We start from the raw sequence: 24,577 nt of genomic DNA, 5'->3' as shown, positions 1-24,577 counted from the left end.
ATCGCACGTTTGTAGATGGAAGACGAGTCGAGGCTACGACCCTTTTAGGGTCCGGTTCCCGTGCGCAGCGGGTCGAGACCGCGAGCAATGGGAACCAACTGATCCAAGCCGCATTATATTTGGTTGGACTGGACAAGGTGTTTGGGATGCATGAAGCAACACAGGCGAATGTTGTCGCCTTCGAAAACCCGGGGGTGTCCAGCAATGACGGTCTGGATTTCGATTACAAGGATTTCTTCGAAAACGGCGCCGTTGCCCTCCATCTGGTGAACGCAGACGGCGTAATCGTGCATGCCAACCAGGCTGAGCTCGACCTTCTCGGCTATCCCGCAGAGGACTACCTCGGTTGCCACATCGCCGAGTTCTATCCCGACCGGGACGTCATAGAGGACATTTTGGGTCGCCTTGCCAATGGCGAGAAGATCGTAAGATATCCGGCGCGATTGAGGGCCAGCGATGGATCGATCAAGCACGTCGAAGTCACCTCAAGCGGACATTTCCGGGACGGCAAGCTGATCAACACCCGGTGCTTCACGGTCGATGTAACCGACTTGGTGCACACCCGCTCGGAGCTCAGGCAGCATGACAGTACCTATCACCAGATACTCGACGGCCTACCCGTCGCCATCTACACGACCGATCAGGATGGGACGATCACCTACTACAACCGCGCCGCGGCCGATCTGGCAGGCAGGGAGCCTGAAATCGGCAAGGATAAATGGTGCGTGACGTTCAAGCTGTTCACTGCCGACGGCAAGGAATTGCCGCACGATGAATGCCCGATGGCCATTGCGCTCAAGGAGAACAGGCCGGTCCGCAATCAGCAAGCTGTTGCGCAACGTCCCGACGGATCGTTTTTTCCGTTCCTGCCCTACCCGACACCGCTGCGGGACGAGCACGGCGCTCTGATCGGCGCCGTCAACATGCTGCTGGACCTGACGGACCGCCAACGTGCCGAAGAAACCAGGCAGCACCTCTCAGCGATCGTGGAATCCTCATTTGACGCGATCGTCAGCAAGGATCTCAACACCATCATAAAAAGCTGGAACCAGGGCGCCGAACGGCTTTTCGGCTATACCGCCGACGAAGCGATTGGCCGGTCGGTGACCATGCTGATCCCCGAAGACCATCAGGACGAGGAACCCCGCATTCTCCAACGCATTCGCCGCGGCGAGCGCGTCGAACCATTCGAAACGACCCGCCAGCGCAAGGATGGCAGCCTGGTTCCGGTTTCACTGACGATATCGCCCGTGCGTAACGCAACCGGGCAGATCACCGGCGCATCGAAGATAGCGCGAGACATCACGTCGACGAAGGAGAATGAATATCGCATCCGCATGCTGATGCGCGAGGTCAACCACCGGGTGAAAAACCAGTATTCGGTCATCCTGTCGATGATCCGGGAGACCAACAAGCGATCGGAGACGCCAAAACAATTTGAAACCCAGGTGCGCGAGCGCATCATGGCGTTGTCGCGATCTCACGACCTGCTTGTATCGGCGGATTGGAAGGGTGCCACGATCAGCGACCTTTTGGCGGCCCAGGTCGAGCCTTTCCCGCGGGGGGATTTGATCGAAATGTCGGGCCCATCATTGGTGCTCAGTCCCAACGCAGTTCAGTATCTCGGGATTGCCTTCCACGAACTGGCGACCAACTCGGCCAAATACGGGGTTCTCTCAGGGGACAAGGGCCGGATCTCGGTCACATGGGGCATCACCGGTTCCGGTGCTTCGAGGCTCTTTCACCTCACCTGGGCCGAAACCGATGGTCCGCAGGTTCAGACTGTCGGACAAGGTGGCTTTGGAACCGTTGTGCTGAAGCGGGTTGCGCCCGCAGCGGTCAGTGGGCAGGGAATTCTCGAACACGGTCCGCATGGCATAACATGGAGCCTGGAAGCGCCTTTGGCTTCCGTAGCAGCTTCTGCCGTCCATGAAGCTTAGAAGCACGAAGCAGCCCTGCGACGAGCATTCGTCAATTGGAAGCCCTTGATGCGGCCTTTGCCGAGCGAAAACTCCGTTTCCGCTAAAGATCGCCAGAGCCATTGCTAAAGTCGACAGAGCAAATCACCGGCAGAGGGCGCATTTCGTTGCACGGAACGGGACAGGACCGGCGTAGCCAGAGGCGAGGTAACTATGGACATCGACGAGTTCCGTGCGACCCTTCAGGGTGTAGAGCCCCCGGCGAATCTTGGGATGGCGCTCCACGCTCTATGGTGGGATAGACAGGGCGATTGGGAGCGGGCGCATGAGTGTGTGCAGGCCAACGAATCTGATCCGGCCTCTGTATGGGTTCATGCCTATCTGCACCGCAAAGAAGGCGACCTTTCTAATGCAGCCTACTGGTACCGCCGCGCCGGGCAGCCTGTGGCAACTGGCAAGCTAGACGCAGAGTGGGAGTCGATTACAGAATCACTTCTTGCAGGATAGTGAGGGTCGCCCAAGGGGCAGCCTAGCGCCTCATCGCCCCCGTAGAGGCGAAACTCACCTCCGCCCGATGGGATCGGCTGGGCCCAGGAGGTCCGAACGTTTCCGCATAAATTCATGCAGCGAGATTGTTCTCGCGATTCCGTAAGGTCTCTGTTTAATAAGCTATATCTAATATTGACTATTTTCTGTCGCTCAAAAGTCGCAGACTTCATTTTACTGATCACCGTTAGCTTCTTGGTAGCTCTCATGACTATAAACTTCTTGCGGGCGAATAGCTTTCATGCTGCCTTCGCGCACTCAGGAATCAGGGAGCTTAGGCATGGCGGAGCGGATTGCGCGTGATGGGTTTTGGGTTTTGCATCTCGCGCGCTTGCCGCAAGTCGTGTCGCTTCGCTCCGGCACTTCCGCCTTGACGATCCTAACTGTTGCCCTTGCGCTGAGCGCCGCGCCAGCTCGGGCCGATGGCGGCAATGGCAGCAGCGCAGGCGCTGGACAAGGTGGCGTTGACGGCGCGCTCGCGAGTGCCACGGGTCAGAATGCCGCCAATGGCGCGACCGCTGGTGGCGGTGGTGGCGGCATTGACCTCACGACGGGTGACGGGGCGCCAGGAGGATCGGGAGCGGTAAGTGGGACAGCCAACAACCCAAATGGCGTTGCCGGTGCCACTGGTGCTACGGGTCTGGTCATCTCGACAGACGGGACCATTGCAACCAGCATCAGCGGCGGGGCCGGCGCTTTGGGCTCCCCTGGCACGAATGGCGTCGTCAGGAGCGGCGGCGGTGGCGGTGGCGGTGTGGGCGTCAGTGCCACGGCCGACGTTACAGTCACTGGCACAGGATCGGTGAGTGGTGGCACTGGCGGCCGAGGTGGGACCAATGGCAACAGCGGCAGCGGTGGTGGCGGCGTCGGCATATTCTCGTCCGCAAACGTGTTTGTAGAGGCGGGCGGCAGCGTTACCGGCGGCACGAGTCTTTCCACAATTGGGGTCCAAGCAGGTGGTGGCGGCGGCGCAGCTGCCATCGTCCTGATGGGCGGCGGGACAATCCAGAACAGCGGGAATCTGCTCGGGGGTGCCGGTGGAAGAACAGTTCTCGGCGGCGGTGGGGACGGTGGCGCCGCTGTTCTGCTGCTTTCAGGTGGAACCGTCATCAACAAGCTAGGTGCGACGATCGTTGGCGGCAGTGGCGGTCAGGGCTCCTTGGCAGGCGGCGATGGCGCCGCAGGGATCAAGGGCGCCAACATCGCGGTCATCAATGCGGGTACGATCAGCGGCGGTGCCGTCGGCACCGGTGGCGGAACGCCGGCAGCCGGCAAAGCCATCCAGTTCACCGGCGGCGTCAATTCGCTGGAGATTCAGGCCGGCTCCACCATCACAGGCAATGTGGTCGCTTTCAGCGCCGCGGATACATTCAAGCTGGGTGGCGATATCAGCGCCAGTTTCGGTGTGTCGCAGATCGGCGCTGGCGCCAAATATGACGGGTTTGGGTTCTACGAGAAAACCGGAAACAGCACCTGGACCCTAATGGGGACGACAACTGCCGTCACGCCTTGGACCTTGTCCGGCGGGACCCTGCAAATTTCGAGTGACAACAATCTGGGCGCCCTCTCGGGCGGCTTGACCTTCGACGGCGGCACGTTGCGCACGACCACCAGCTTCGCCACCAATCGCAATGTCCTGATCAATTCGACCGGCGGGTTCGACACGGTGGCAGGCACGCAGTTGGACGTGTCAGGCCAGGTGACCGGCACCGGCACACTGGTCAAGAGCGGCGCCGGCACGCTCAACGTCAGCAATTTGTCCAACAGCTATACGGGTGGCAACATCGTCAATGCAGGAACGCTTGCCGGCAACACCGTGGCGATCCGTGGCGACATCCTGGACAACGGCGCTGTCTCGTTTCTCGACCTCGGCCCCCACACCTTCGGCGGAAATATCTCCGGCTCGGGCAGCGTCGACATCGAAGGCTTCGGCACGCTGACGCTGACCGGTGCCAACACCCACAGCGGCGGCACCAAGGTCGGGACCGGCAAAAGCATCTCGGTCGCGTCGGACCAGAATCTGGGTGCCGCTACGGGCCTGCTGACACTCGACGGCGGCGAACTCGGCACGACAGCAAGCTTCGCCATGAGCCGCGATGTCAAGCTCACTTCCGCCTATGGCTACTTCCGCGCGGCGGCGGGTACGACGCTGACCGCGAATGGCGAGCTGAGCGGCGTGGGCGGCGTCTACAACGAGGGCGCCGGCACCCTGGTGCTCAACGGCGACAGCACCTATTCCGGCCGTACCACGGTCGACGGGGGCAAGCTCGTCGTCGAAGGTTCGCTTGGGAATACCGAAACGACGGTCAACAGCGGCGGCACGCTGGGCGGCTCCGGCTCGATAGGCGGCGCGGTGATCGTCGCCGATGGCGGCGTGCTGGTCCCCGGCTCCAGTCCGGGTACGCTTACGGTCGGATCGCTCAGCCTGAGCTCCGGTTCTATGCTCGACTACGAGCTCGGCCAGGCAGGAATTGTCGGCGGCGGTGTCAACGACCTGATCGAGGTGACCGGAGCGCTGACGCTGGACGGCAGCCTCAACATCACCGATGTAGGCGGCTTCGGGCCTGGCGTCTACCGGCTCATCAATTATGGCGGCGCCCTCACCGACAATGGTCTCGAACTCGGCAATCTGCCGGCCGGCGTCACGGCCGCCGACCTGACGGTGCAGACCTCCGTCGCCAACCAGGTCAATCTCGTCAGCAGCGTCGGCACCGACTTGCTCTTCTGGGATGGTGACGCGGCCGGCAATGCCAACAATGATCTGGTCGACGGCGGCAACGGCACGTGGACGGCGACAAGCCTGAACTGGACGACGAGCACCGGCGTGGTAACTGGCGCGATGAAGCCGCAGCCCGGCTTCGCCATCTTCCAGACGCTCGGCGGCACCGTAATCGCCGACGGCAGCGCCGGCGCGCTTGCGATTACGGGCATGCAATTCGCCGCCGATGGCTACCGCATCGAAGGCGACGCCATCACGCTTGATGGCGCTGGCGGCGAGAGCATCATTCGGGTCGGCGACGGCACGGTGGCCGGAGCAGGTTACACCGCCACCATCGCCTCCGTGCTAACCGGGACCAGCAGCCTGACCAAGACCGATGCGGGCACGCTGGTGCTGTCCGGCGCCAACACCTACACGGGCGGCACCACCGTCCTGGGCGGCGTGCTATCTGTTTCAGCCGACAACAATCTCGGCGTTGCCGCTGGCGGCCTGACGCTCTCCGGCGGGACGCTGCGCAACACAGCGGCGTTCAGCTCGGCGCGCGACGTCACGCTTTCGTCGGCCGGCGGCACCTTCGACACTGTGGCCGACCTGACCTTGTCCGGTGCGATCTCTGGCGCTGGCAGCCTTGCCAAGACCGGCGCCGGCACGCTGACGCTTACGGGAACGAACAGCTATGGCGGCAACACGTTGGTCAGCGCTGGCACGCTGGTCGGCGATGCAACCTCGATTCGTGGCGACATCGGCAATTCCGGCACTGTCGTGTTCGACCAGGCGGCGGACGCCAGCTTCGCCGGCGATATCTCCGGCACCGGCGCAATGATGAAGGATGGCGCCCGCGTGCTGACGCTGTCAGGCACGTCGCTGCTGGACTGGACCGTCAATCAAGGCGGCCTCGTCTCGGCAGCCGAGCGCTTCGGTGGCGATGTCGCGATCGGCGCCGGCGCCTCCTTCACATTCGACCAAGTCGCCTCCGCCAGCTATGCCGGCGTGCTCTCGGGCGCCGGTACGTTCATCAAGGACGGCCAAGGCACGCTGCTGCTTGCGTTGGACAACTCAGGCTTTACCGGCGCCACTACGGTCAGCGGCGGCACGCTTGCCGCGGGCGCTGCGAACGCGTTCAGTTCCTCCTCGCAGTTTTCCGTCGCCTCGGGCGCCACGCTCGATCTTGCCGGCACGTCCCAGACGATTGCGGGGCTGAGCAACGCCGGAACGGTGCGCATCGCGGGTGGCGTCCCAGGCCACACACTTACCGTCAGCGGCGACTATATCGGCAATGGCGGCAACGTCATCCTCAACACGGCGCTCGGTGGTGACGGTTCGCCGACCAATATGCTGGTGATCGCCGGCAACACGTCAGGGACGGGTACCCTTCAGGTCGTCAATTTCGGCGGGTCCGGCGCCCAAACGGTCGGAGGCATCAAGATCGTCGACGTCGGCGGCGTCTCGAACGGCAGCTTCTCGCTCGACGGCAATTATACCTTCGAAGGCGATGCAGCGGTCGTCGCGGGCGCCTATGCCTACAGGCTTTACCAAGGCGGCGTCAGCACACCGGCCGATGGCGATTGGTATCTGCGCTCGGCCCTGGTCAACAGCGATCCCGATCCGCAGCCGCTCTATTCGCCCGGCGTGCCGCTGTACGAGGCCTATGAAGGGGTGCTGCAGGCGTTCAATGAACTGGGCACCATGCAGCAACGCATTGGCAATCGGTCGTGGGGCGAGGGTGCTACGCCGCAAGGTGCGGACCTGCCAGGCCAGGGCTCGGTCGACGGCAAGGCGATATGGGCGCGCATCGAAGCTGCCCATGCCGAGATCAAGCCGGAGACGTCGACCTCCGGCACGAACTATGACGTGACCACCTGGAAGCTGCAGGCCGGCGTCGATGGCCTGCTGCACCAAAGCGACGCCGGTACCCTGATCGGAGGGATTACGGCCCACTACGGAACCGCGTCGTCGGACGTCTCCTCGATCTTCGGGGCAGGGTCGATCGCTGCCACCGGCTACGGCGTCGGCAGCACGCTCACCTGGTTCGGCAGCGGTGGCTTCTACGTCGACGCGCAGGCCGAGGCGACATGGTATGACAGTGACATCCGGTCGGCCACGCTGGGCACCACGCTTGCGGACGGCAACAACGGTTTCGGCTACGGGCTGAGCATCGAGACTGGACAGAAGATCGCCCTCAACGGCAACTGGTCGCTGACGCCGCAAGCCCAGCTTGCCTATTCGTCGGTCGACTTCGACACGTTCACCGACCCGTTTGGCGCCGTCGTGTCGCCCGGCAGCAGCAACAGCCTCGTTGGCCGGCTCGGCCTCTCCGCGGACTATGAAGACCAGTGGGTGGACGATGCGGGGCAAGTCAGCCGCACGCACATTTACGGGCTCGGCAACCTTTACTACGACTTCCTCGACGGAAATGATGTCGATGTGTCTGGCGCGAAACTGGTCAGCGAAAATCAGGCGCTGTGGGGCGGTGTCGGCCTTGGTGGCTCGCTGAGCTGGGCGGACGGCCGCTACGCCGTCTTCGGAGAAGGGACAGCGCGGACAAGCCTCAAGGATTTTGGCGATAGCCACGCCCTGGGCGCCAGGCTCGGGTTCGCTGTGAAATGGTAGCGGCGACCGAGATGGACATGTCGACCTTGGCTTGAGGGTCGTGTCCGGCACGGCTATGGAATCCGGACTTGCGGGCCACCCGGCTCGTCGGCCCTCGGACGTTTCCTTACGGGCTGCCGGCATCAAGTACCAGGCTCGAATCCGAAGCACCCTGGCGCTCGATCACAGGGATGCCAGCGCGCTGGACATGCGCTCCAGCCCTTGCCGCAACAGAGGACGCGGGCAGCCGACATTCAGGCGGATGAAGCCTTCGCCGCCAGGCCCGTAGACGCGGCCATCGTAGAGATTAACCTTGGCCCAATCGACAAAGAACTTCTGAATTCCACCCACTCGGCCATCGAGCGCGCACGCGTCCAACCACACCAGAAACGATGCGTCGGGCCGCATGGGCGTGATGCCTGGAAGGTGTTCACCGGCGAACTCGCAAACCAGATCGATGTTGCCGGCGATGTAGTGCGTGAGTTGGTCGAGCCATGGCGCGCCGCTGCTGTAAGCAACCTCCAAAGCCAGGCGGCCGAAAAAGTTCGCATTCACCATGAATGACGCCTGCATTGCGGCAAGAAGCGCCTCGCGGCGCTTTTTGCTGGCTACCGAAATGGTTGCCGAAGGAACCCCGGCAAGATTGAAAGTCTTCGTTGGAGCGGTGCAGATGAACGATTTCTCGGCAGCATCTTCCGAGATGGAGGAGAAGACGATGTGGGGGCGATCCGACAACCTTATGTCGCAGTGAATGTCGTCGGATATCACCAGGATCCCATGACGCTCGCAGATGTCGTTGAGCGCCGCCAATTCTTCGCGTGTCCAGGCCATTCCGGCAGGGTTGTGAGGATTGCACAGCAGGAATGCCTTGGCGCCGCCGGCCGCCAGTTTCTCGAAATCCTCGAGATCGAGCTCATATCTGTTGTTCTGCAGCCTCAGCCGGTTCGTAAGCAGAACGCGGCCGTTTCCCTGAACCACTTCGAAATAGGGCGAGTACACGGGCGACTGCACAATGACGCCGTCACCGGGCTTGGTGAAGGTTCGCAGTATCGCAGCCACGGACGGCATGATCGCCGGCGCGGGAAGCAAGGTCTCCAGTTTCGGCGACCAGTTGTGCCGGTGCGCGAACCACGATTGCACGATCTCATAGTGGCGCGGATCGCGGCGTGTGTAGCCGTAAATGCCATGCTCCGCGGCCTCGCGCAGTCGCGCGATGACGGTTTCCGGAGCGCGGAAGTCCATATCCGCCGTCCACAGCGACAGCAGGTCCTGGCCCTCGACCTGGGGAGAGAACTCGTCCCACTGGTTGGCCCATTTGACGGATCCGAACTGCTGACGGTCGTGGATCTGGTCGAAATCTATTCCCGCGATATGTCGCTGCCCATCCGCCGGTGCGGGCATGTCTGCACAAGCCATTGGATAGTCACCTTGCCGCGGGCATTGCTTGTGGGATCATCATCGCCTCCTAGGATTTGTGGCCACGCGCCAATTGGCGCTCCACAGATTGCGAGTAGCGCGACATGCCGAAGCAAAAGCTCCAGTAGACCAACCCCGCAAAGAGGTAGCCGGTTGATGAGATCGTCGGGCCTGCCCAGTTCGGATCGACGCGCGCCGTTTCGACGGCCTTCAGGAAATCCGCGATTCCGACGATGGCGACCAGAGTCGTGTCTTTGAACAGACCGATGAAGGTCGAGACGATACTCGGTATGACGATCGTCAACGCCTGAGGGAGGACGATCAGGCGCATCATGTCGAAGTAGCCGATCCCGAGCGCCTTGGCCGCTTCGTACTGGCCCTTCGGGATCGCCTGAAGGCCGGCTCTCACGACCTCGGCCATATAGGCGGACGAGAACAACGCTATCGCGATGAGCGGGCGCAACAGACGATCAGGCGTCAGATAATCCGGGACGAAGAGCGGCATCATGAAGTTCGCCATGAACAACACTGTGATAAACGGCACGCCGCGGACGACTTCGATGAACGTGACGCAAACCGTCTTGACGAAAGGGAGTTCCGACCTGCGTCCAAGCGCCAGGATAACCCCGATCGGAAGCGAGAAGACGATACCCACGATCGACATCAGCAACGTGATCAAGAGACCGCCCCAGAGCGTCGTATCGATGACAGGCAAATGAAGCCAGGCAACGCCGCGCACGAGAACGAACGCGGCCACGGGGTAGACCAGGAAGAACAGCAACGCCGCCATTTTGCGCCGCGGAGCCTTCGTCCACAGGAGCCAAACGATGAGGATGGCACCGATCGCCTGCGCAAGGTCCACGCGCCACCGCTCGGAAACCGGATACGCGCCGTATCGCAGGTAGTCGAACTTCTCGGCGATGAAAGGCCAGCAAGCCCCCTGGCTGTTCGTACGGCAAGCTTCGTGGCCGCCGCTCCAGACCGCGTTGAAGATCGCAAAGCTCAGGAAGTGATGCAGCAGCCACGCGGCGAGGAGGACAAAGCATATTGTCAGCGCGCCTGAAGACGGCGTCGAAAACAGGTTCTTTTTCATCCAGCTCACTGGACCCGGTCGAACGTCCGCGGGAGGCGCCATGGCTGGTATGAGCGCGCTGATCACAATTGGCGAACGCATGGACTGATCGCTCATCCGTCACCTTTCAACAATTGCAAAATGTCGGTTACACGCGTTCATGACCAACGACGTGGCAAGGGAGATGACGAGATAGACCGACAGGGTAATCGCCATGACCTGGACGGCGGCTCCGGTCTGATTGAGCACCGTGCCGGCAAAGATCTGAACGAGGTCGGGATAGCCGATGAACACGGCAAGCGACGAGTTCTTGATGAGGTTGAGATACTGGCTTGTCAAAGGGGGAATGATGATGCGCAGCGCCTGGGGAACGACGACCAGACGAAGCGTCTTGCCCGGCGCCAGCCCCAGCGCATGCGCAGCCTCGGTCTGGCCCTTTGGCACTGCCTGGATTCCACCTCGCACGATCTCGGCGATGTATGAACCGGTGTAGACCGACAGACCGATCAGGAGAGCGGCAAACTCCGGATAGAGCTGATGCCCGCCTTGAAAATTGAAACCCCGCAGCTGCGGAGCGACGAACGAGACCGGCTCGCCAGCCGCCAGGAAAAGGACCAACGGAAATCCTATCAAGGTCGCCAGACTGACCAGAAGCACCGGCAGCTGCTTGCCCGTCCGTCTCTGGACGCTCCTGGCGCGAAACCAGAATGCAACGCAGCAGGAAATGGCCGCAACGAATGCCAGGCCCACCAGACCCGCTCCCGGATGCAAATGAATCTCCGGAACGATGAGGCCGCGATTGTTGAGGTAGATGCCGCCGGGAATGGCGATGGACGCCTTCGGCGAGGGCAACGGCTTGAGGACGGCGTTGTACCAGAACAGCAGCTGCAGCAACAACGGAACATTGCGCACAAGCTCGACATAGGCGGTCGCCACCTTCGAAACGATCCAGTTCGGCGACAGGCGGGCAACGCCGATGACGAAGCCAAGCAAGGTCGCGAACAGGATTGCGAGGAGACTGACGTAGAGGGTGTTGGCCACTCCCACCCAGAACGCCTGACCGTAGCTGGACAATGCATCGTACGGTATCAGGGTTTGATTGATGTCGAAGCCGGCAGACTCATTCCAAAAGTCGAATGAGAGCGGAATCCCCCGGACCCGCATATTCGATGCAGTCTGCATGCCGATGCCCAGGGCCAAGGCCAGCAGGCAGCCGGCGAGCAAGAGCTGGTAGAAGATGCCCCGCACCTTCGTATCGTGCAGCGACAACCTCCTGCGCGACGGCGCGGGAAGCGACAAATGGGACATGGGCTGTTCCTATCGGGTCCGTGCAAGGCGCTGACGGTACCACGCCAGCGCCTTGCAACCGTGCTTTGCTTAAAGCGCGTCGCGTTTGAACGGACTCAGGCGACGCGCTTTAGGGTCTTTGTTTTTATGCATGTCGTTGTCTCAAAACCGGGGCCATTTTTGAGCGACATGCGTTAGCGGATCGGCGGAGCGTATTGAACGCCGCCTTGGTTCCAGAGCGCGTTCATGCCGCGCTCCATTTTCAGCGGCGAATCCTTGCCGACATTGCGATCAAACACTTCGCCGTAATTGCCGACCTGCTTGATCACCTCGACCGGCCAGTTATCGCCGAGCCCGATGTCCTTGCCTATGCTGCCGTCCACGCCAAGCAAGCGGCGGATGCTGGGATTGTCCGACGATTTCATGGCATCGACGTTCTTGGAGGTGACCCCGTATTCCTCCGCGGCCACCATGACGTAGAGCGTCCACTTCGCCACATTGAGCCACTGGTCGTCACCCTGCCGCACGGCCGGACCAAGCGGCTCCTTGGAGATCAGCTCGGGAAGAACAATGCTGTCGTCCGGCTTGGCCATGCGAAGCCGCGACGCGTTCAAGGTGGAGGTGTCTGCGGACAAGACGTCGCAACGTCCCTCCTCATAAGCCTTCACTACAGCTTCCTCGTCCGCGAAACCAACCGTCGTGTACTTGATCGACTGCGAGCGAAAATAGTCGGCAAGGTTCAACTCGGTCGTGGTGCCCTGGGTGACGCATATCGATGCGCCGTCAAGTCCCTTGGCTGACGTGATATTGTCCGCCTTGCGCACCATGAACCCCTGGCCGTCATAGAAATACGTGCCGGCAAACAGTATGCCTAGCGACGTATCGCGGGACGATGTCCAGGTTGCGTTGTGGGCGAGAATGTCGATCTCTCCCGACTGCAAGGCGGTGAAGCGATCCTTTGGCGTCAATGGGATGAACTTGACCTTTTGCGCATCCCCGAGCACGGCAGCGGCCACGGCGCGACAATAATCGACGACAAATCCGGTCCATTTGCCTTCATTGTCGGGAAGGCTGAAGCCAGCCGTGGCCGAATTTGTGCCACAGGTCAGCACGCCATTTTTCTTGACATTGTCGAGGGTTGCGGACCACGCCGAGGAGGCGGTGCACGCGATGGCGAGGGCAAGAAGGCCCTTGAACGTTGATCTCATTTCGGCATTCCCCTGTTATTGTTGAAGGGAATGTGCTCTCCAGCCCAAGTATTCGTCAAATCGATTGTTCTCATGGTGAAAATGAGCGCTGCTCATAGTTGCGAAGCACTCGCAGCTGAAAAGCGGTTGAGTGGTGAAGCAGCGCGCGCGACCTATTTTACGGCCGACCCCGGTGCTCCGACGGTGTCTTGGTGTCTCTTGCTCCGCGATTCGTTGTAGATTCCCACGATGATTTCCCGGAGCCACCTGGTTCCCGGGTCATTCGCCATCTGGCGATGAACAATAAGCCAGGCATTCACATTCGATATCGGAAGGGGTGGCGGGACCAACGTCACCTCACTCCTCTCATCCAGCATTTGCAGGATGGCATCACCGCAATGGGTAATCAGTTCAGTGCCGCGAAGCGCCCAGGGCAGCACCGGATAGTTCGAGATGGTCGCAACGACATTGCGGCGAAGACCCATCTGTTTGAGGGCGGCATCCGCGAGGCCTTCCGCCAGGCCATCTGCGGAAATCTGGAGGTGAGAACTGGCCAGATAGGTTTCCAGCGTCATTGCGCTTCTGGCGATCTTGCTTCCACTCCACACCGCGCAAAACAATCGGTCCTGGCCAAGCTCCACCTTCAAGAGACCTGGGTCGTCGCGTATCGCTGCTCCCGTCAGCGCGCAGTCAACTTGTCTCAGATAGACCGATGACCCGATTTCGGGTCCGTTTGCGGGAATGACGTTCAGCGTCGCGCCAGGAGCTTGCCTGGAAAATTCTCGAATGAGGCCCGGGATGAAAACCATGGCATGATAATCTGTAAGTCCAACGCGAAAGTTGCGTCGCGTCGTTGCTGGATTGAAGATCTGATGCCGGTCGATCGATGCGCGGATCGTTGCGAGTGCGGCGGAAATATTCGACAGCAGCTCAACTGCCCGGGGAGTTGGCCGCATCTCGCCGCCATCTCTGGTGAACAATTCATCCTGCAATAGATACCGAAGCTTCGACAGGGAGTGGCTTACAGCTGATTGTGTTCTGCCCAATTCGGTAGCCGCCCGCGTCACGCTCCTTTCCCGCATCATCACGTCAAAGACCCGCAATAGATTGAGGTCGATATCGTTATAATTCATGGAATTACCTCATCTGCGACCTGAGACCGCACCAGGCGGCACTAACGCGTTGGTTGCGACGGTGACAGATGGGGCACGAAGAGTGAAGACAGAGGTCCGGCTTTGAAACTCTGGCGGTTGAACAGGTGACGGCGACCGCCGGATCGCTCCGCGGCATTTCTGAGCCTGGCTTGGCGAGCAAGCCGGCAATCCGCCATGAACCCAGGGCGAGCATGTGAAGTAAAGTCAGCCGCACCCGCTGGGATGGGAAATCGCAGGCGGTTTCAAGGGCTTGATAGTGGCGGAGAGAGCGGGACACTCTCCTCCAAGGCTCTGAACCCCTTGCACCCCTTGACTTCCGGGCTTTGAGGACTCACCTGTGGGGCACCAACGTGGGGCACCGGGCGCAGAATGGCAAACCAGCGGCAGTATCTCGAATGGCACGGGCAGCAGTGGCGAGTTCGCGTTAAGGTTCCTGCTAAGGTGCGGGATTTGATTGGGCGAGGCAAACTTACCTATCCCCTCCACACCGCCGACCTCAAGGATGCGGATGCCCGTAAATGGCCCATCGTGTCTCGGCTTAAGGGAGCCATCGCGGCTGCGGAACAGGCACTAGCGACGAATGATCCCTTGGAGGCTGAAGCTCTCCGGCATCGATTGTCCAGCGACGAGGAAGACACTCAGTTTGCCGTAAGGCTTCGCGCCGAGCAGGTTGAGGAAACTCAGGGGCTGGACCGCGCAAAGGCCTTCTTCGCGCTTGCCAGCGGACAGGTCACGCCGCTTGATCACCATGCAACCGAGTTCCTCAAGCACCAGAATTACCGCCTCAAGTCTGAAGGGGACTTCCGAAGGGTACTGGGCTGGCTTGGGGACTGGCTCCGCGATTGCCGACTCCCCGTCGCCCTTGAGGCCGTTAGACGGGTGGACGCCGGCAAGTTCCTGTCTGAGTCTCTGCTGGTCGGCAGGGGTCGCCAGAAGGCTACAGCCTATCTTGGGTTCATACGGCAATACTGGACTTGGCTGCTAGACAAGGGGCACCTGCCAGCCGGGGAGAACCCCTGGGCAGGCCAGAGGCTTCCAGCAGAGCGACGGCAAGCACGCGAAGCGGAGACGGACAAGGGCAAACGCCCGTTTACAGATAATGAAATGACCAAGCTGCTCAACGGCGACGGCGGCCCACTGCTCAACGACCTGATGCCAATCGGAGCGCTTAGCGGAATGCGCATAGAGGAGATTTGCCAGCTCCACGTTTCCGACTGCCGAGATGAGATGTTCAGCGTGTGGGCAGGGAAGACGGACAACGCCCGCCGTACGGTCCCGATCCACAGTGGCCTTAAGGAGATCGTCAAGCGGCGCACTGTAGGCAAGAAGGACGGTGACTATCTGTTTGACGATCTGCCGCCGATCCCAAAGTCTCGCGAGACGCGGTCCGATCCTGCCGCCAAGCAGTTCACACGGTATCGCCGCAAAGTGGGTGTCGATGAGCGGCCTAACCACAAGGCTAAGAGCAATGTGGACTTCCACTCATTCCGCCGCTGGTTTATCCGCAAGGTCCGTGATGCCAAGCTTGCCGGAGCAGAGGGCTTTGACGAGTGGACTCTCACGTGGGTGGTTGGACATACAGATAGCGAGCGGGCCAAGAGCTTAGACCTAAGCCAGCACGGCTACGCGGGGCAGGACCCGGAAAAGGCGATGAGGGCGCTTGTGGAGGCGGTGAAGCTGCCGGCCGAGAGATTGTAGGATACGGATGAAACCTCTAGGAGGGGATATGCTGGGGGCAGGGATTTGGAACATCCACTAGACGGCTTTGAGTTCTCCATCAAGAATTTCAAGAGCTTCGGGAAGGAAGCATTCGATCTTATTGGCTTTCGCCCAATCAACATAGTCATCGGCAGAAATAACAGCGGAAAGTCATCTCTCGCAGACGCTATTAATGTGTGCATTTCGCGAGGCGGAACGTACGTCGACGCTGACCATAATGTTTCTGGAAAACCCTTCTCTATCCTCATCGAGCGGGAGGCAACGGAGCCTGCCCTCAGGAAGGTGTTTAATCAGTCCCTCGGCGGAGGCGACCTGCCGGGAAACCATTGGGACTACGGAAAGCGGCTTATCTCGAAGCGTGGTGTGATTTGGTATGGTCCTGATTGGAGGGCGGACTTCGCAGACATACCGCGTACCGACCCTCTATTGACTGCGATCCCGAGCAATTACCGCCAGACCCTTGCACAAGTGCTGGGGTTTCCATTCGAAAATCTCCGTTTGGTTCAAGTCGCTGCGGAGCGTGATGTCAGACCTGAACCCAGAGGAGGTGAAAGGACAATATCTCCTAACGGTGCCGGTGTTACAAATCTTGTAAGAGCTTTCATAAATAGTGACAATCTTCCCAGAAATGAGGTTGAGATTGAACTTCTTCGCGAGCTGAACGAAATCTACCGGGGAGACTGCATCTTCACCGCAATTACGTGTCGTGAAAATCAAAATGGAATATGGGAGATTTTTCTCAGGGAGGATTCGAAGGGAGATATAAGGTTATCTCAGTCTGGAAGTAGCCTTAAGTCGGTATTCATAATTTTGGCTACGTTGAGATTGGTCCCACTGATTAATAATATAGACTGGTCAAATGTGGTGCTATCTTTGGAAGAACCCGAGAACAATCTCCACCCATCACTATTGCGCAGATTGCTAAATTTTCTTGCGCGGGAGCGTGACGTTAGGAAGTTTTGCCTTATAATTTCCACACACTCACCAATAGGGATCGACTGGTCCACAAAGCGAAGTGATACCCAAATAATCCACATAAAACACAACGGCGTCTCCGCGTCAGCCAAAGTCGCGATTGGCTACGGCAGTGGTCGCGATATATTAGACGACTTGGATATTAGGGCCTCCGACATATTACAGGCGAATGGAGTGATATGGGTCGAGGGGCCATCTGACCGAATATATTTGAACAGGTGGATCGACCTTAACACTGGCGGTTCCCTCAAGGAGGGGTCCACTATTCAATTATGTTTTATGGGGGCAAGCTCCTTTCGCATTTGCATGGTCTATCCCCTGGGGAGGGTGACAAACTCATTTCACTCCTTGCCCTGAACCGAAATGCAGCGTTGCTGATCGATAGTGACCGCCACCGAGGCGAGGCAGCTCGGGATGGTAAGAAGGCTCGGAAACCGCGAGTTCACCTCAATGCAACGAAGCTTCGCTTAAAGCAAGAGTTCGAGACTTTGGGGGGCTACGTCTGGATTACTGAGGGGCGAGAGGTGGAGAACTATATCCCCCCAAAAGTTTTGCACAAATTGGCTGGAAAGGTGCTGAACGCGGATTGCTACGCCGATATCGTGGCGTTGCCAGAGCTTAAGCCATTTGGAGGCGACAAGATAGCGCTAGCACACAGCGTCGTCGAAGAGCTTGGGGCCGAAGGCCTTCTAGGGCACCTAGACTTGAAGATGCGCTTGGACCAGCTTGGTGCAGCGATAGCCAACTGGAACGGTGCATAAATGAATGGCCATTCGGGAATGATTTTTGGGTCAAAAATGTGAGTGCCCATCTCACGGGTGTGGTAACGAGTTTTCCCCCCGTGCCGCCCTAACCTCCGCAGTTCCCGCCATCAAATCTCTGATGAGTGCGGCATCCTTTTCGGCGTCAGCCATTAGCTGCTTGAGATGTGCTAAGCGGGCCCAGTAGCGTTCCCATAGTTCAGCGCCCACTTTGGCGATCATCTCGCATTCGGTTTGAGCGGGCGTAGTCTCAGCAGCTAGTCTTTCCAGCCGAGAGGCCCGCTCATCTATGTCTGTAACGCCGCGTCGTCGGGGTGACTTCTTGGCATTCCCGGTAAGCCAAGTGCGCCAATCACTGCCGCCCTTCGATTGATTGCAAGGGCCGCACGCTGGCACGAGGTTTGTTGTCGAATGGTAGTAACCTGAAGGCTTTCCCCCTTTGACCAATGCAAAAAAGTGGTCTGCATCGGTAGCAGGGCCGCCGCAGTATACGCATTCCCCAGGCTTGAAGCCAAAACGCTCAACGTTACGCGCGACCGCTAGCTCATCCGCTTCTCTTGGAATGATCGCGTGGACGAACGCAGCTGCAACGGATGTTCCACGCCCCTTGATCGTCGGCCTTGATGCCATTGTTTCCCTCCAACTTCCCATTGTTAAGGTACTTTGCGGATATGGCGAGCGCCAGTGAGTGCTTCTGGGCGTGGTCTCACTAGGGCAAGCCCATGTGAGTCTCTCAATTGGTCGCCCAGGCGGTCTCATATGAATGGTCTCTTGACATTTCACCCTTAAGTCTCACATAATGGTCTCACATGAACGCCAATGGGAGACCCAAAGTCATGTCCACATCCGCACTAGTCGGCTACGCCCGAACTTCCACCACCGATCAAAAGGCCGGCCTTGAGGCCCAGCTTCGCGACCTTGAGCAAGCGGGGTGCACCAAGGTGTTCCGGGAAGAGATTTCCTCCGTGGCGACCAATCGGCCACAACTTGCCGCCGTGCTTGAATGGGTTCGCGAGGGTGACATGCTGGTTGTGACCAAGTTGGACCGCCTAGCACGGTCTGTGGCTGACCTTGTGTCGATCACTGCGGCCCTGAAGGCGAAGGGGCAGGCCTTCGTATTCTGGCGATGAACCTCGACACCGCCACCCCCACCGGAAAACTCATGCTGAACCTACTGGGCTCAATCGCGGAGTTCGAGCGGGAGTTGATGCTTGAGCGGCAACGCGAAGGGATCGCGAAGGCAAAGGCGGAGGGGAAGTATGCGGGAAGGCAACCGACAGCCCGCGCAAAGGCAAGCGACGTGTTGCGCCTCAAGTCGGAAGGCAAGTCCGCAGGCGACATCGTGACGTCACTCGGGATCAGCCGGGCGAGTGTGTTTCGGATACTGGCTGAGGTTGCGAAAGGTTAGCGACCACGAGGCGAGTAATCGTTCGCCCACTTGTCCAAGATCGGCCTCAATGCTCCCAGAAATCTGACGACGAGGTTTCGATATTCTTTCGCCTCATCGGACGTGATCGGCCCATCAGAATGAGCGGCGACATTTCTCGTTTGTCTTAAGCTGTCATAGGTTCGCAAAAGGCTCTCAGGCAAAATGCCACGGCTACTTAGATCGCGCATAAAGCTGACATGGTTTGGAATCCTGCTAGTTTCGGGGCCTCCTGCCTTAATAATCGCCTCTCTGATCGTTTGTTCGACACCCCTGTAGGCCGTCATCACGGCGCCCGCCGGATCGGTCTCAGCTTCAATCGATAAGGGATCGGAGCTTGACAGGCGCGGCACAGGTTTTGCTAGTTCTGGCACCGCCGAGACTTGTTCTTTTGCAAGTTCCAGAACGTCCGAGAACTCCCATTCGGTGCCGCCGGGCACAGCAATTTTCTTAGTCCGGTCGAGTAGTCGGGCAATCTTATTTCGAAAGACCAAAACAAGGGTCACAATGGCGACTGGCCAAGCGAGCGAAGAAATTCCGTTCGAAATGAATGTCAGCCAGTCCATAGTAGCCCCTCGCCAATCCGCAGGGATCACTATCACAATGTGCAACCTCTACAACATCACCACATCACAAGAAGCCGTCCGCCAGTGGACACGGACTTTGCGGGACATCCTGGGGAACCTTGAGCCCTCCGTCGACATCTACCCTAACCAGTTCGGCCCGGTGGTCCGCAATGCTCCGGACGTTGAGCGGGAACTTGCCAATCTGCGATGGGGAATGCCCACACCGCTTGAGCGCGTCAGGGGCAACGCGGACTCAGGCACTACCAACATCCGCAATCCGCAGTACGGCCACTGGCAGCAGTATGTTGGCGTCGAGCACCGTTGCGTGGTCCCGGTGACGAGCTTCGCGGAGCCAAGCCCCACGCTGGGCGACAAGGACCCCGAGACGGGCGGCATCCAGCGGAACTTCTGGTTCGCACTTAGCGAGGACCGGCCTTTGTTCTTCTTCGCCGGCTTGTGGACGCGATGGCAAGGGGTGCGCAAGGTCAAGGAAGGACCCGGCGATCATGAGGTCTACGGCTTCATGACGACCGCACCCAATGCCCTCATCAAGCCGATCCACGACAAGGCCATGCCGGTGATACTGAGGACGCAAGAGGAAACCCAGACGTGGCTTACAGCGCCATGGTCGGAGGCGAAGGGGCTACAACGCACGGCACCTGACGATGCGCTTGTGATTGTCGAGAAGCCGGCCACACAGTTTAAGTTTCCGCACGGGGTCGACTCGCGCGGCCAGCTGCCGTTGCTATAGAATATGCCGGTTGGGCAAGCTCAGTCTGAGGGGCAATCGTGAAGAAACATATCTGGCGGGAAAGCTATGCTGAAAATGGATTTCCCCCGTTTCCGTGCCCGCGTTGTAGTACTGGCTCCCTTTGCCTTGATAAAGATACCCTCAAGAAGCTTCACGAGCCGGCCCGGGACGAGGACTACTACAATCGCGGTGGTGCGTTCTCCGGACTCTTAAAATGCTCAATCTCTTGGTGCGGGGAAGTGGTCTCAATGGCAGGCGTATTAGTTCCTAGCAGGGCCATGACCAAGTTGGAGAGATGGTGGAGGAAGACCGCTACCACATCAAGGCGCTGGTCTCCCAAGTGCCAGTCATTGACATTCCTAAAAAGACGCCGGCTGTTATTGAGAAACCAATCAGGGCCGCATTTTCAATGTTGTGGTCTGATCGTGGAGCAGCAGCAAATAAGCTCCGGATCAGCGTTGAACGTATTCTCGACCATTTCGAAGTGCCGGTACGATCTGAACGCGGTGGCGGCTGTCACTAGCTCGGCGAATTGAGCTTTTCAAAGACAGGAGCGAAGGCCATGCCGACACTTTCGACGCTCTGCGAGAAGTGGGGAATACGGGGAGCCATGAGGGGACGTAACTTTCGATGCAATCATAAAGTCGTTCGATATCTATGAGGATGCACTCAAAGACCTCTTCTCCGGGCGAATTGCCGAGCGTGCCGCCATCGCCAAGGAACTCAAGGAGACCCGGGGCAAACGTCGCCAAAAGTGACACTGGGTTCCAAAATCTGGCATCCCTACCCATCCCGCCAGATCACCTTGCGCACCATTCGGATTTCGACAAGCCGCCTCACGCGTATCTTCATGACCTCCGATGCGCTCGGTAGCAGGATGTCGACGTCAAGGTCACGCCGCTTGCACCGCTCACAACGCATATGTCGGTCCACATCCCAGAACGGAATGTTCCCGACTAGCTGCCCAAGGTCTCCCGGCAGATAGTGGCGCGTGTTGCAATTGAAGCATCGGACGCGGATCAACTGACCAACCTCATGTGCCTTGCACAGGGTTTGCACGAGACGGCGGGGTTTCCTGGGCTGCTCTGGCATGGGTAAAAATAGGAATGAGTTCCTCGCCGAGTCAATTCGAGCTTGACATTTATGTTCCCTTTTTGTTCACTTGACGCATCCCATTGTTGGAGTAGGCGCTAATGGACCGCATCGTGACACTCACCACCCGCCAAGAGGCCGCCCTCCAGGCCCACGCAGATGATTTCGTCGCCGTGCATAAGGGCGACGTAATGAAAGCGCTGAAGGAAATGATCGTGCTCAATGGGCATCTTCAGCAACGCCTTGACGCGCTGACTGCACCACGCCACGCGACACGCTAGGAGGAGCCGCAATGGGTACGATGCACTTGGACAACGAAGCCAAAGCAGAGCTGCACGCAGAAGCCGAGAAGCTCGTTGCCCGCTATGACAGCCCGCTTGAGACCGTAAAAGCGCTCATGGCTTATAACTGCGAGCTGGAAACCCAGATACTCGCCATCGCCCACCGGCATCCAGGGATAGTTTCCATAGGCTACGACGACACGCCGCCTGTTGTGAGGTGACGGCCCGTGGACACGTTAGCCGAGTCTATGCCGCCCTGCGGCTCCTAAGCAGATGACCCCTAAGCCAGACAACCCTGCGCCGCCGTCCGATGAGTGGGAGCTTGCCGCCGATGAGATCATTGCGGCCCACGGTGGGGACGCCAAGGCGGCTATGCAGGCGCTTCTTGCTGCCAATGCATCCCTAGAGCGTGAGGTGGCTCTATGGGCTCCTGCGGTCAGCTATGGCTTCAGCAGGGGGTGGCATCGGCGAAGGCGGGGTGAGGCCGACTAGAGAACCCCAGGAAGGGAACTGCCATGTCAGACAACATCCTCCCGCAACAGAAGATGCCGAAGCTGATTGTAGTCACCGCCTTCGACCGCGATGAGGGTGGCGACCTCCAGCCTGTCTTTGGGCCGGCCGAGCAGCAGACTGAGGACCGGGCAATAAGGACAGCGAGGGGCCTAGCCGGGAAGCACGCCGGCGTCATTGCGTGGTCGCGTGATGCTAATCCGTCGCTTGGTGAGTACGGGGAGCCCACGACGCTCTTTGTGGGTGGCGACGTGCCGGACATGGAGTAGGGCTTAGTTGGACAGCGCCCCAGCCACATCGCCATCGTTGTTGATACGGTTCGCCAGCTCGACACATTTCGGAACTTGGAGGCAAGCTCGGATGGTCGCCCGCTGTGCGTAGCCGCGCTCAGAGGTGCTCTCGAAATGCGGCTGGGCTAGCCATCCGGCGCATAGGCCAGCAGCAAGGATTATTGGGTAGCCGTATCGCCTCGCGGTCAGCTCTGCACGCTCCCGACGAAGCTTCCCTTTCTGACCGTCAAAGCTCCAGTTGATAGCGATACCCGCCGCCAGAAAAGTACCAACTGCAAGGCAAAGCATCCATTTGCCGTTCAGGGCAACGAAGGGGCTAGCCATCCAAAGCGCCAGCGCAGCAGCACCTAGCGATAAGCATCCAATGATGATCAAGAACGCCATTGTCTCGAATAGCTGGCGCGTGGCTTCCGTCTTGCCATCTGTGTGGAATGCGGCGAGCAAGCGCTGTCGCTCGGCGTCATCCCTAGCGTGGGAATAGAGGCTTCGCTTCCCTTCTTCGGTTAGCATTTTCCGGTTCCCCTTGGAGGCAGTGGCCTGCGGTACGCCCCCGCAAGCAGCCTCCTCGTGACCCCATGATCGGGGAGTTGGAAAACCGAGTTCCGGTTCCTGCGGCCTTTAGTTCCGGAGAACCTGGACATACGCCACAGGCTCCCCGACCAAAAAAGTCGAGGATCGGCACCGATGTGTTCGGCACCATATTTGAACTCAGGGTTTCCACACCCCGGAACGCCGCGTGAGCGCTCTGCAAGCACCATGATTCAAGGGGGAAGGAATTGCAACATGCATTGCGTCGGGAGGTAGGACACTGGCGAGAGCGCGGAAGTAACCTATTTTTGCCGGGATTTGCGGCAATTCGGCCACAATTGGCTGTGGTCTTTCCCCAGTAAATGCTGCCAACTAGGCTTACATGTCAGTGGACCGTTCTGTCCTTCGCCAACAAGGTATTCCGAGATGAAAGTTGAACTAAGAAAGCCGGAAATTCCCATTCTAGTTCCAAGGCCAAGGCCGGTTGAAGACCTTCGCCTTATCGTAGGCATTTCTGGACCTTCCGGTGGTCAGAAATTCCATGGCTTTTGCGTGCTCATCCTGGCTGGTGGGGATGAAATCGCACGGATTCCGTTCAAATCGAATGGCGAAAAGCGGACGACGCACATGCGCGGAGCCTTGGGAGCAGCTCTGTCGGCTTTCGAGTTTATTGATGCCAACTTTTCAGAGAGCGACAAGGCCAAGGTTTTCTCCAAAGACGAATATGTATGGAAGTGGCTTCCCCAGAATATCTCTGCCTGGATCGCCGAAGCAAAACGACCGAACAGAGATTTGCTCCTAAAGCTCGCGCCGATGATCGAAAAACATTTGGCTGTCAGTTTTCATAGCGCTGCTGAAGCAAGTGAAGCCGATATGAACCTAGCGGCCGATGCAGCAAAGGAAGCCAAGTTAGGAACTGTCAGCGCCTACGACATCGAGGAAGAGCAAGATGTCGAAGAGCAAGCCACCGAATTTCTCCGGCTACGCGCCATGAGCCGAGACCCTTGGAATTAAGGCCCGCCGTTGTGACCTCAGCACCGAGCAACGATGCAAACACCTGCACGATTCCCGGATGTGGCAAGCTATCGGAATTGGCCCAAGGGAATGGCCGGTCCGGCAACTTCTGTCGCTATCATGTGCAGCGGAAATCTCGGCATGGCTCGCATTGGCATCGGACCTACAGAGCGGCTGAATTGAAGCCTTACCTTGATGCCGCATCGAGTTGGCTAACTGCTCAGCAAAGCTGGAATGTCGCATTGGCTAGCGCGATAAGGGAGATGGACTACTTACTGGCCGGCTCCGGCAGGGCTGAAGCTGCAATGAATCTGCGCGGCCTCAGTGCAGCCACCAGGGCGCGGATTGCATTCGCCCGGCTGAGTGAGGCAGAGGTCCCAGCAAACAGGCTGGTCGCCATCTATGTCGCCGTGGCGGCCCTTATTGAAGACGACTTTGGAAGCCATAGGACACGCGAGTTCCAGATCGTGCAGGCTGCCAAGGTTGCTCATCGGTTGGCAAGCGGCACTCATCGGCGGTGGTTGATGTGGAACCCAAGGGGGGCGGACGTTCCAGTTGAGATTCATGCCTACCCGCGATCCGCCGGATTGGTGCGGCGGAATATTGGGGAGGCAATGGGGAAGGTTGTTGACCCGTTAGTTGCCGAAGCCGTGCCTGAAATCATTCAACTGAAAGTCGCCAAGAGCGGCCCGCATCCGTCACACCGAGGCCGGCAGAAATGAAATTCGCGGCCGCTTTATCGAGTGATCACATTGAGCAGGGTGGGGACGCGCAT

At 59.1% G+C, this 24,577-nt stretch carries 21 protein-coding genes and 2 pseudogenes; 16 read left to right on the top strand and 7 right to left on the bottom strand.

Annotated elements, in window-relative coordinates; genetic code table 11:
• Window positions 1-119: 119 nt before the first annotated feature.
• The 4 genes from NLY44_RS17095 (at window position 120) to NLY44_RS17080 (ending at window position 7,794) form a co-directional block, all read left to right on the top strand.
• The gene (locus NLY44_RS17095; RefSeq protein ID WP_245263698.1) at window positions 120-1,940 is read left to right on the top strand and encodes a PAS domain S-box protein; all 1,821 of its coding nucleotides are present in this window, start codon (window positions 120-122) and stop codon (window positions 1,938-1,940) included.
• Between the two features lie 192 nt (window positions 1,941-2,132).
• Entirely contained in the window at window positions 2,133-2,426 is a 294-nt protein-coding gene (locus NLY44_RS17090; protein ID WP_023704064.1) for a hypothetical protein, read from the top strand.
• 470 nt (window positions 2,427-2,896) lie between these two features.
• A complete protein-coding gene (locus NLY44_RS17085) occupies window positions 2,897-3,052 on the top strand; it encodes a hypothetical protein (protein ID WP_156940817.1) in 156 nt (51 codons plus the stop codon).
• Window positions 3,053-3,162: 110 nt separating this feature from the next.
• On the top strand, window positions 3,163-7,794 hold the full coding sequence (locus NLY44_RS17080) for an autotransporter outer membrane beta-barrel domain-containing protein (RefSeq protein WP_156940971.1): 4,632 nt from the start codon (window positions 3,163-3,165) through the stop codon (window positions 7,792-7,794).
• 162 nt (window positions 7,795-7,956) lie between these two features.
• Here NLY44_RS17080 and NLY44_RS17075 read toward each other — a convergent pair whose 3' ends face one another.
• The 5 genes from NLY44_RS17075 to NLY44_RS17055 form a co-directional block, all read right to left on the bottom strand.
• Window positions 7,957-9,174, bottom strand: coding sequence for a MalY/PatB family protein (locus NLY44_RS17075; RefSeq protein WP_050588871.1), 1,218 nt, complete (start codon window positions 9,172-9,174; stop codon window positions 7,957-7,959).
• A gap of 64 nt (window positions 9,175-9,238) precedes the next feature.
• Window positions 9,239-10,363, bottom strand: a complete 1,125-nt coding sequence (locus tag NLY44_RS17070; protein ID WP_460221796.1) for an amino acid ABC transporter permease — start codon at window positions 10,361-10,363, stop codon at window positions 9,239-9,241.
• Window positions 10,364-10,381: 18 nt separating this feature from the next.
• The gene (locus tag NLY44_RS17065; protein ID WP_348524318.1) at window positions 10,382-11,530 is read right to left on the bottom strand and encodes an amino acid ABC transporter permease; all 1,149 of its coding nucleotides are present in this window, start codon (window positions 11,528-11,530) and stop codon (window positions 10,382-10,384) included.
• Window positions 11,531-11,742: 212 nt separating this feature from the next.
• Window positions 11,743-12,756 carry an amino acid ABC transporter substrate-binding protein gene (locus NLY44_RS17060; protein WP_023686475.1) on the bottom strand — a complete coding sequence of 338 codons (1,014 nt, stop codon included), beginning with the start codon at window positions 12,754-12,756 and terminating at the stop codon, window positions 11,743-11,745.
• 152 nt (window positions 12,757-12,908) lie between these two features.
• Window positions 12,909-13,868 carry a LysR family transcriptional regulator gene (locus tag NLY44_RS17055; RefSeq protein ID WP_023804663.1) on the bottom strand — a complete coding sequence of 320 codons (960 nt, stop codon included), beginning with the start codon at window positions 13,866-13,868 and terminating at the stop codon, window positions 12,909-12,911.
• Between the two features lie 390 nt (window positions 13,869-14,258).
• Between NLY44_RS17055 and NLY44_RS17050 the strand changes: the two genes are divergently transcribed.
• The 4 genes and pseudogenes from NLY44_RS17050 (at window position 14,259) to NLY44_RS17035 (ending at window position 18,752) form a co-directional block, all read left to right on the top strand.
• Window positions 14,259-15,587 carry a DUF6538 domain-containing protein gene (locus NLY44_RS17050; protein ID WP_023804664.1) on the top strand — a complete coding sequence of 443 codons (1,329 nt, stop codon included), beginning with the start codon at window positions 14,259-14,261 and terminating at the stop codon, window positions 15,585-15,587.
• Window positions 15,588-15,632: 45 nt separating this feature from the next.
• Window positions 15,633-16,940: an ATP-dependent nuclease gene (locus NLY44_RS17045; RefSeq protein ID WP_286454765.1), complete on the top strand. Its 1,308-nt coding sequence runs from the start codon at window positions 15,633-15,635 to the stop codon at window positions 16,938-16,940.
• A 167-nt stretch (window positions 16,941-17,107) separates the two neighbouring features.
• Entirely contained in the window at window positions 17,108-17,344 is a 237-nt protein-coding gene (locus NLY44_RS17040; RefSeq protein ID WP_286454763.1) for a hypothetical protein, read from the top strand.
• Between the two features lie 809 nt (window positions 17,345-18,153).
• Window positions 18,154-18,752: pseudogene (locus NLY44_RS17035) on the top strand (recombinase family protein).
• Here NLY44_RS17035 and NLY44_RS17030 read toward each other — a convergent pair.
• Window positions 18,749-19,336 carry a DUF4145 domain-containing protein gene (locus NLY44_RS17030; RefSeq protein ID WP_156940972.1) on the bottom strand — a complete coding sequence of 196 codons (588 nt, stop codon included), beginning with the start codon at window positions 19,334-19,336 and terminating at the stop codon, window positions 18,749-18,751. The pseudogene NLY44_RS17035 and the gene NLY44_RS17030 sit on opposite strands and share 4 nt — an antisense overlap.
• Window positions 19,337-19,373: 37 nt before the next feature.
• On the opposite strand from NLY44_RS17030, the gene NLY44_RS17025 reads away from it, so the two are divergent.
• The 6 genes and pseudogenes from NLY44_RS17025 to NLY44_RS17005 all read left to right on the top strand — a co-directional run bounded on the left by NLY44_RS17025 (window position 19,374) and on the right by NLY44_RS17005 (window position 22,239).
• Window positions 19,374-20,087 carry an SOS response-associated peptidase gene (locus NLY44_RS17025; protein ID WP_023804669.1) on the top strand — a complete coding sequence of 238 codons (714 nt, stop codon included), beginning with the start codon at window positions 19,374-19,376 and terminating at the stop codon, window positions 20,085-20,087.
• 38 nt (window positions 20,088-20,125) lie between these two features.
• A pseudogene (locus NLY44_RS33225) lies at window positions 20,126-20,353 on the top strand (DUF8608 domain-containing protein); the annotation flags it as partial.
• 29 nt (window positions 20,354-20,382) lie between these two features.
• On the top strand, window positions 20,383-20,610 hold the full coding sequence (locus NLY44_RS17020; RefSeq protein ID WP_286454759.1) for a hypothetical protein: 228 nt from the start codon (window positions 20,383-20,385) through the stop codon (window positions 20,608-20,610).
• Window positions 20,611-21,280: 670 nt separating this feature from the next.
• Entirely contained in the window at window positions 21,281-21,460 is a 180-nt protein-coding gene (locus tag NLY44_RS17015; RefSeq protein ID WP_023804672.1) for a hypothetical protein, read from the top strand.
• Window positions 21,461-21,471: 11 nt separating this feature from the next.
• Window positions 21,472-21,681 (top strand): hypothetical protein, encoded by a 210-nt coding sequence (locus tag NLY44_RS17010; protein ID WP_023804673.1) that lies wholly within the window; start codon window positions 21,472-21,474, stop codon window positions 21,679-21,681.
• A gap of 294 nt (window positions 21,682-21,975) precedes the next feature.
• Window positions 21,976-22,239: a hypothetical protein gene (locus tag NLY44_RS17005; protein ID WP_023804675.1), complete on the top strand. Its 264-nt coding sequence runs from the start codon at window positions 21,976-21,978 to the stop codon at window positions 22,237-22,239.
• A 3-nt stretch (window positions 22,240-22,242) separates the two neighbouring features.
• Here NLY44_RS17005 and NLY44_RS17000 read toward each other — a convergent pair whose 3' ends face one another.
• The gene (locus NLY44_RS17000; protein WP_023804676.1) at window positions 22,243-22,770 is read right to left on the bottom strand and encodes a hypothetical protein; all 528 of its coding nucleotides are present in this window, start codon (window positions 22,768-22,770) and stop codon (window positions 22,243-22,245) included.
• Between the two features lie 444 nt (window positions 22,771-23,214).
• Between NLY44_RS17000 and NLY44_RS16995 the strand changes: the two genes are divergently transcribed.
• Together NLY44_RS16995 and NLY44_RS16990 are read left to right on the top strand one after the other, a co-directional pair.
• Entirely contained in the window at window positions 23,215-23,802 is a 588-nt protein-coding gene (locus NLY44_RS16995) for a ribonuclease H family protein (RefSeq protein WP_156940974.1), read from the top strand.
• 263 nt (window positions 23,803-24,065) lie between these two features.
• Window positions 24,066-24,524: a hypothetical protein gene (locus NLY44_RS16990; RefSeq protein ID WP_023804678.1), complete on the top strand. Its 459-nt coding sequence runs from the start codon at window positions 24,066-24,068 to the stop codon at window positions 24,522-24,524.
• Window positions 24,525-24,577 lie beyond the last annotated feature (53 nt).

The organism is Mesorhizobium sp. C089B (assembly GCF_030323125.1).
GTDB lineage: Bacteria > Pseudomonadota > Alphaproteobacteria > Rhizobiales > Rhizobiaceae > Mesorhizobium.
The sequence above is the reverse complement of the archived record's forward strand: the minus strand, read 5'-3'. Positions and strand labels throughout refer to the sequence as shown.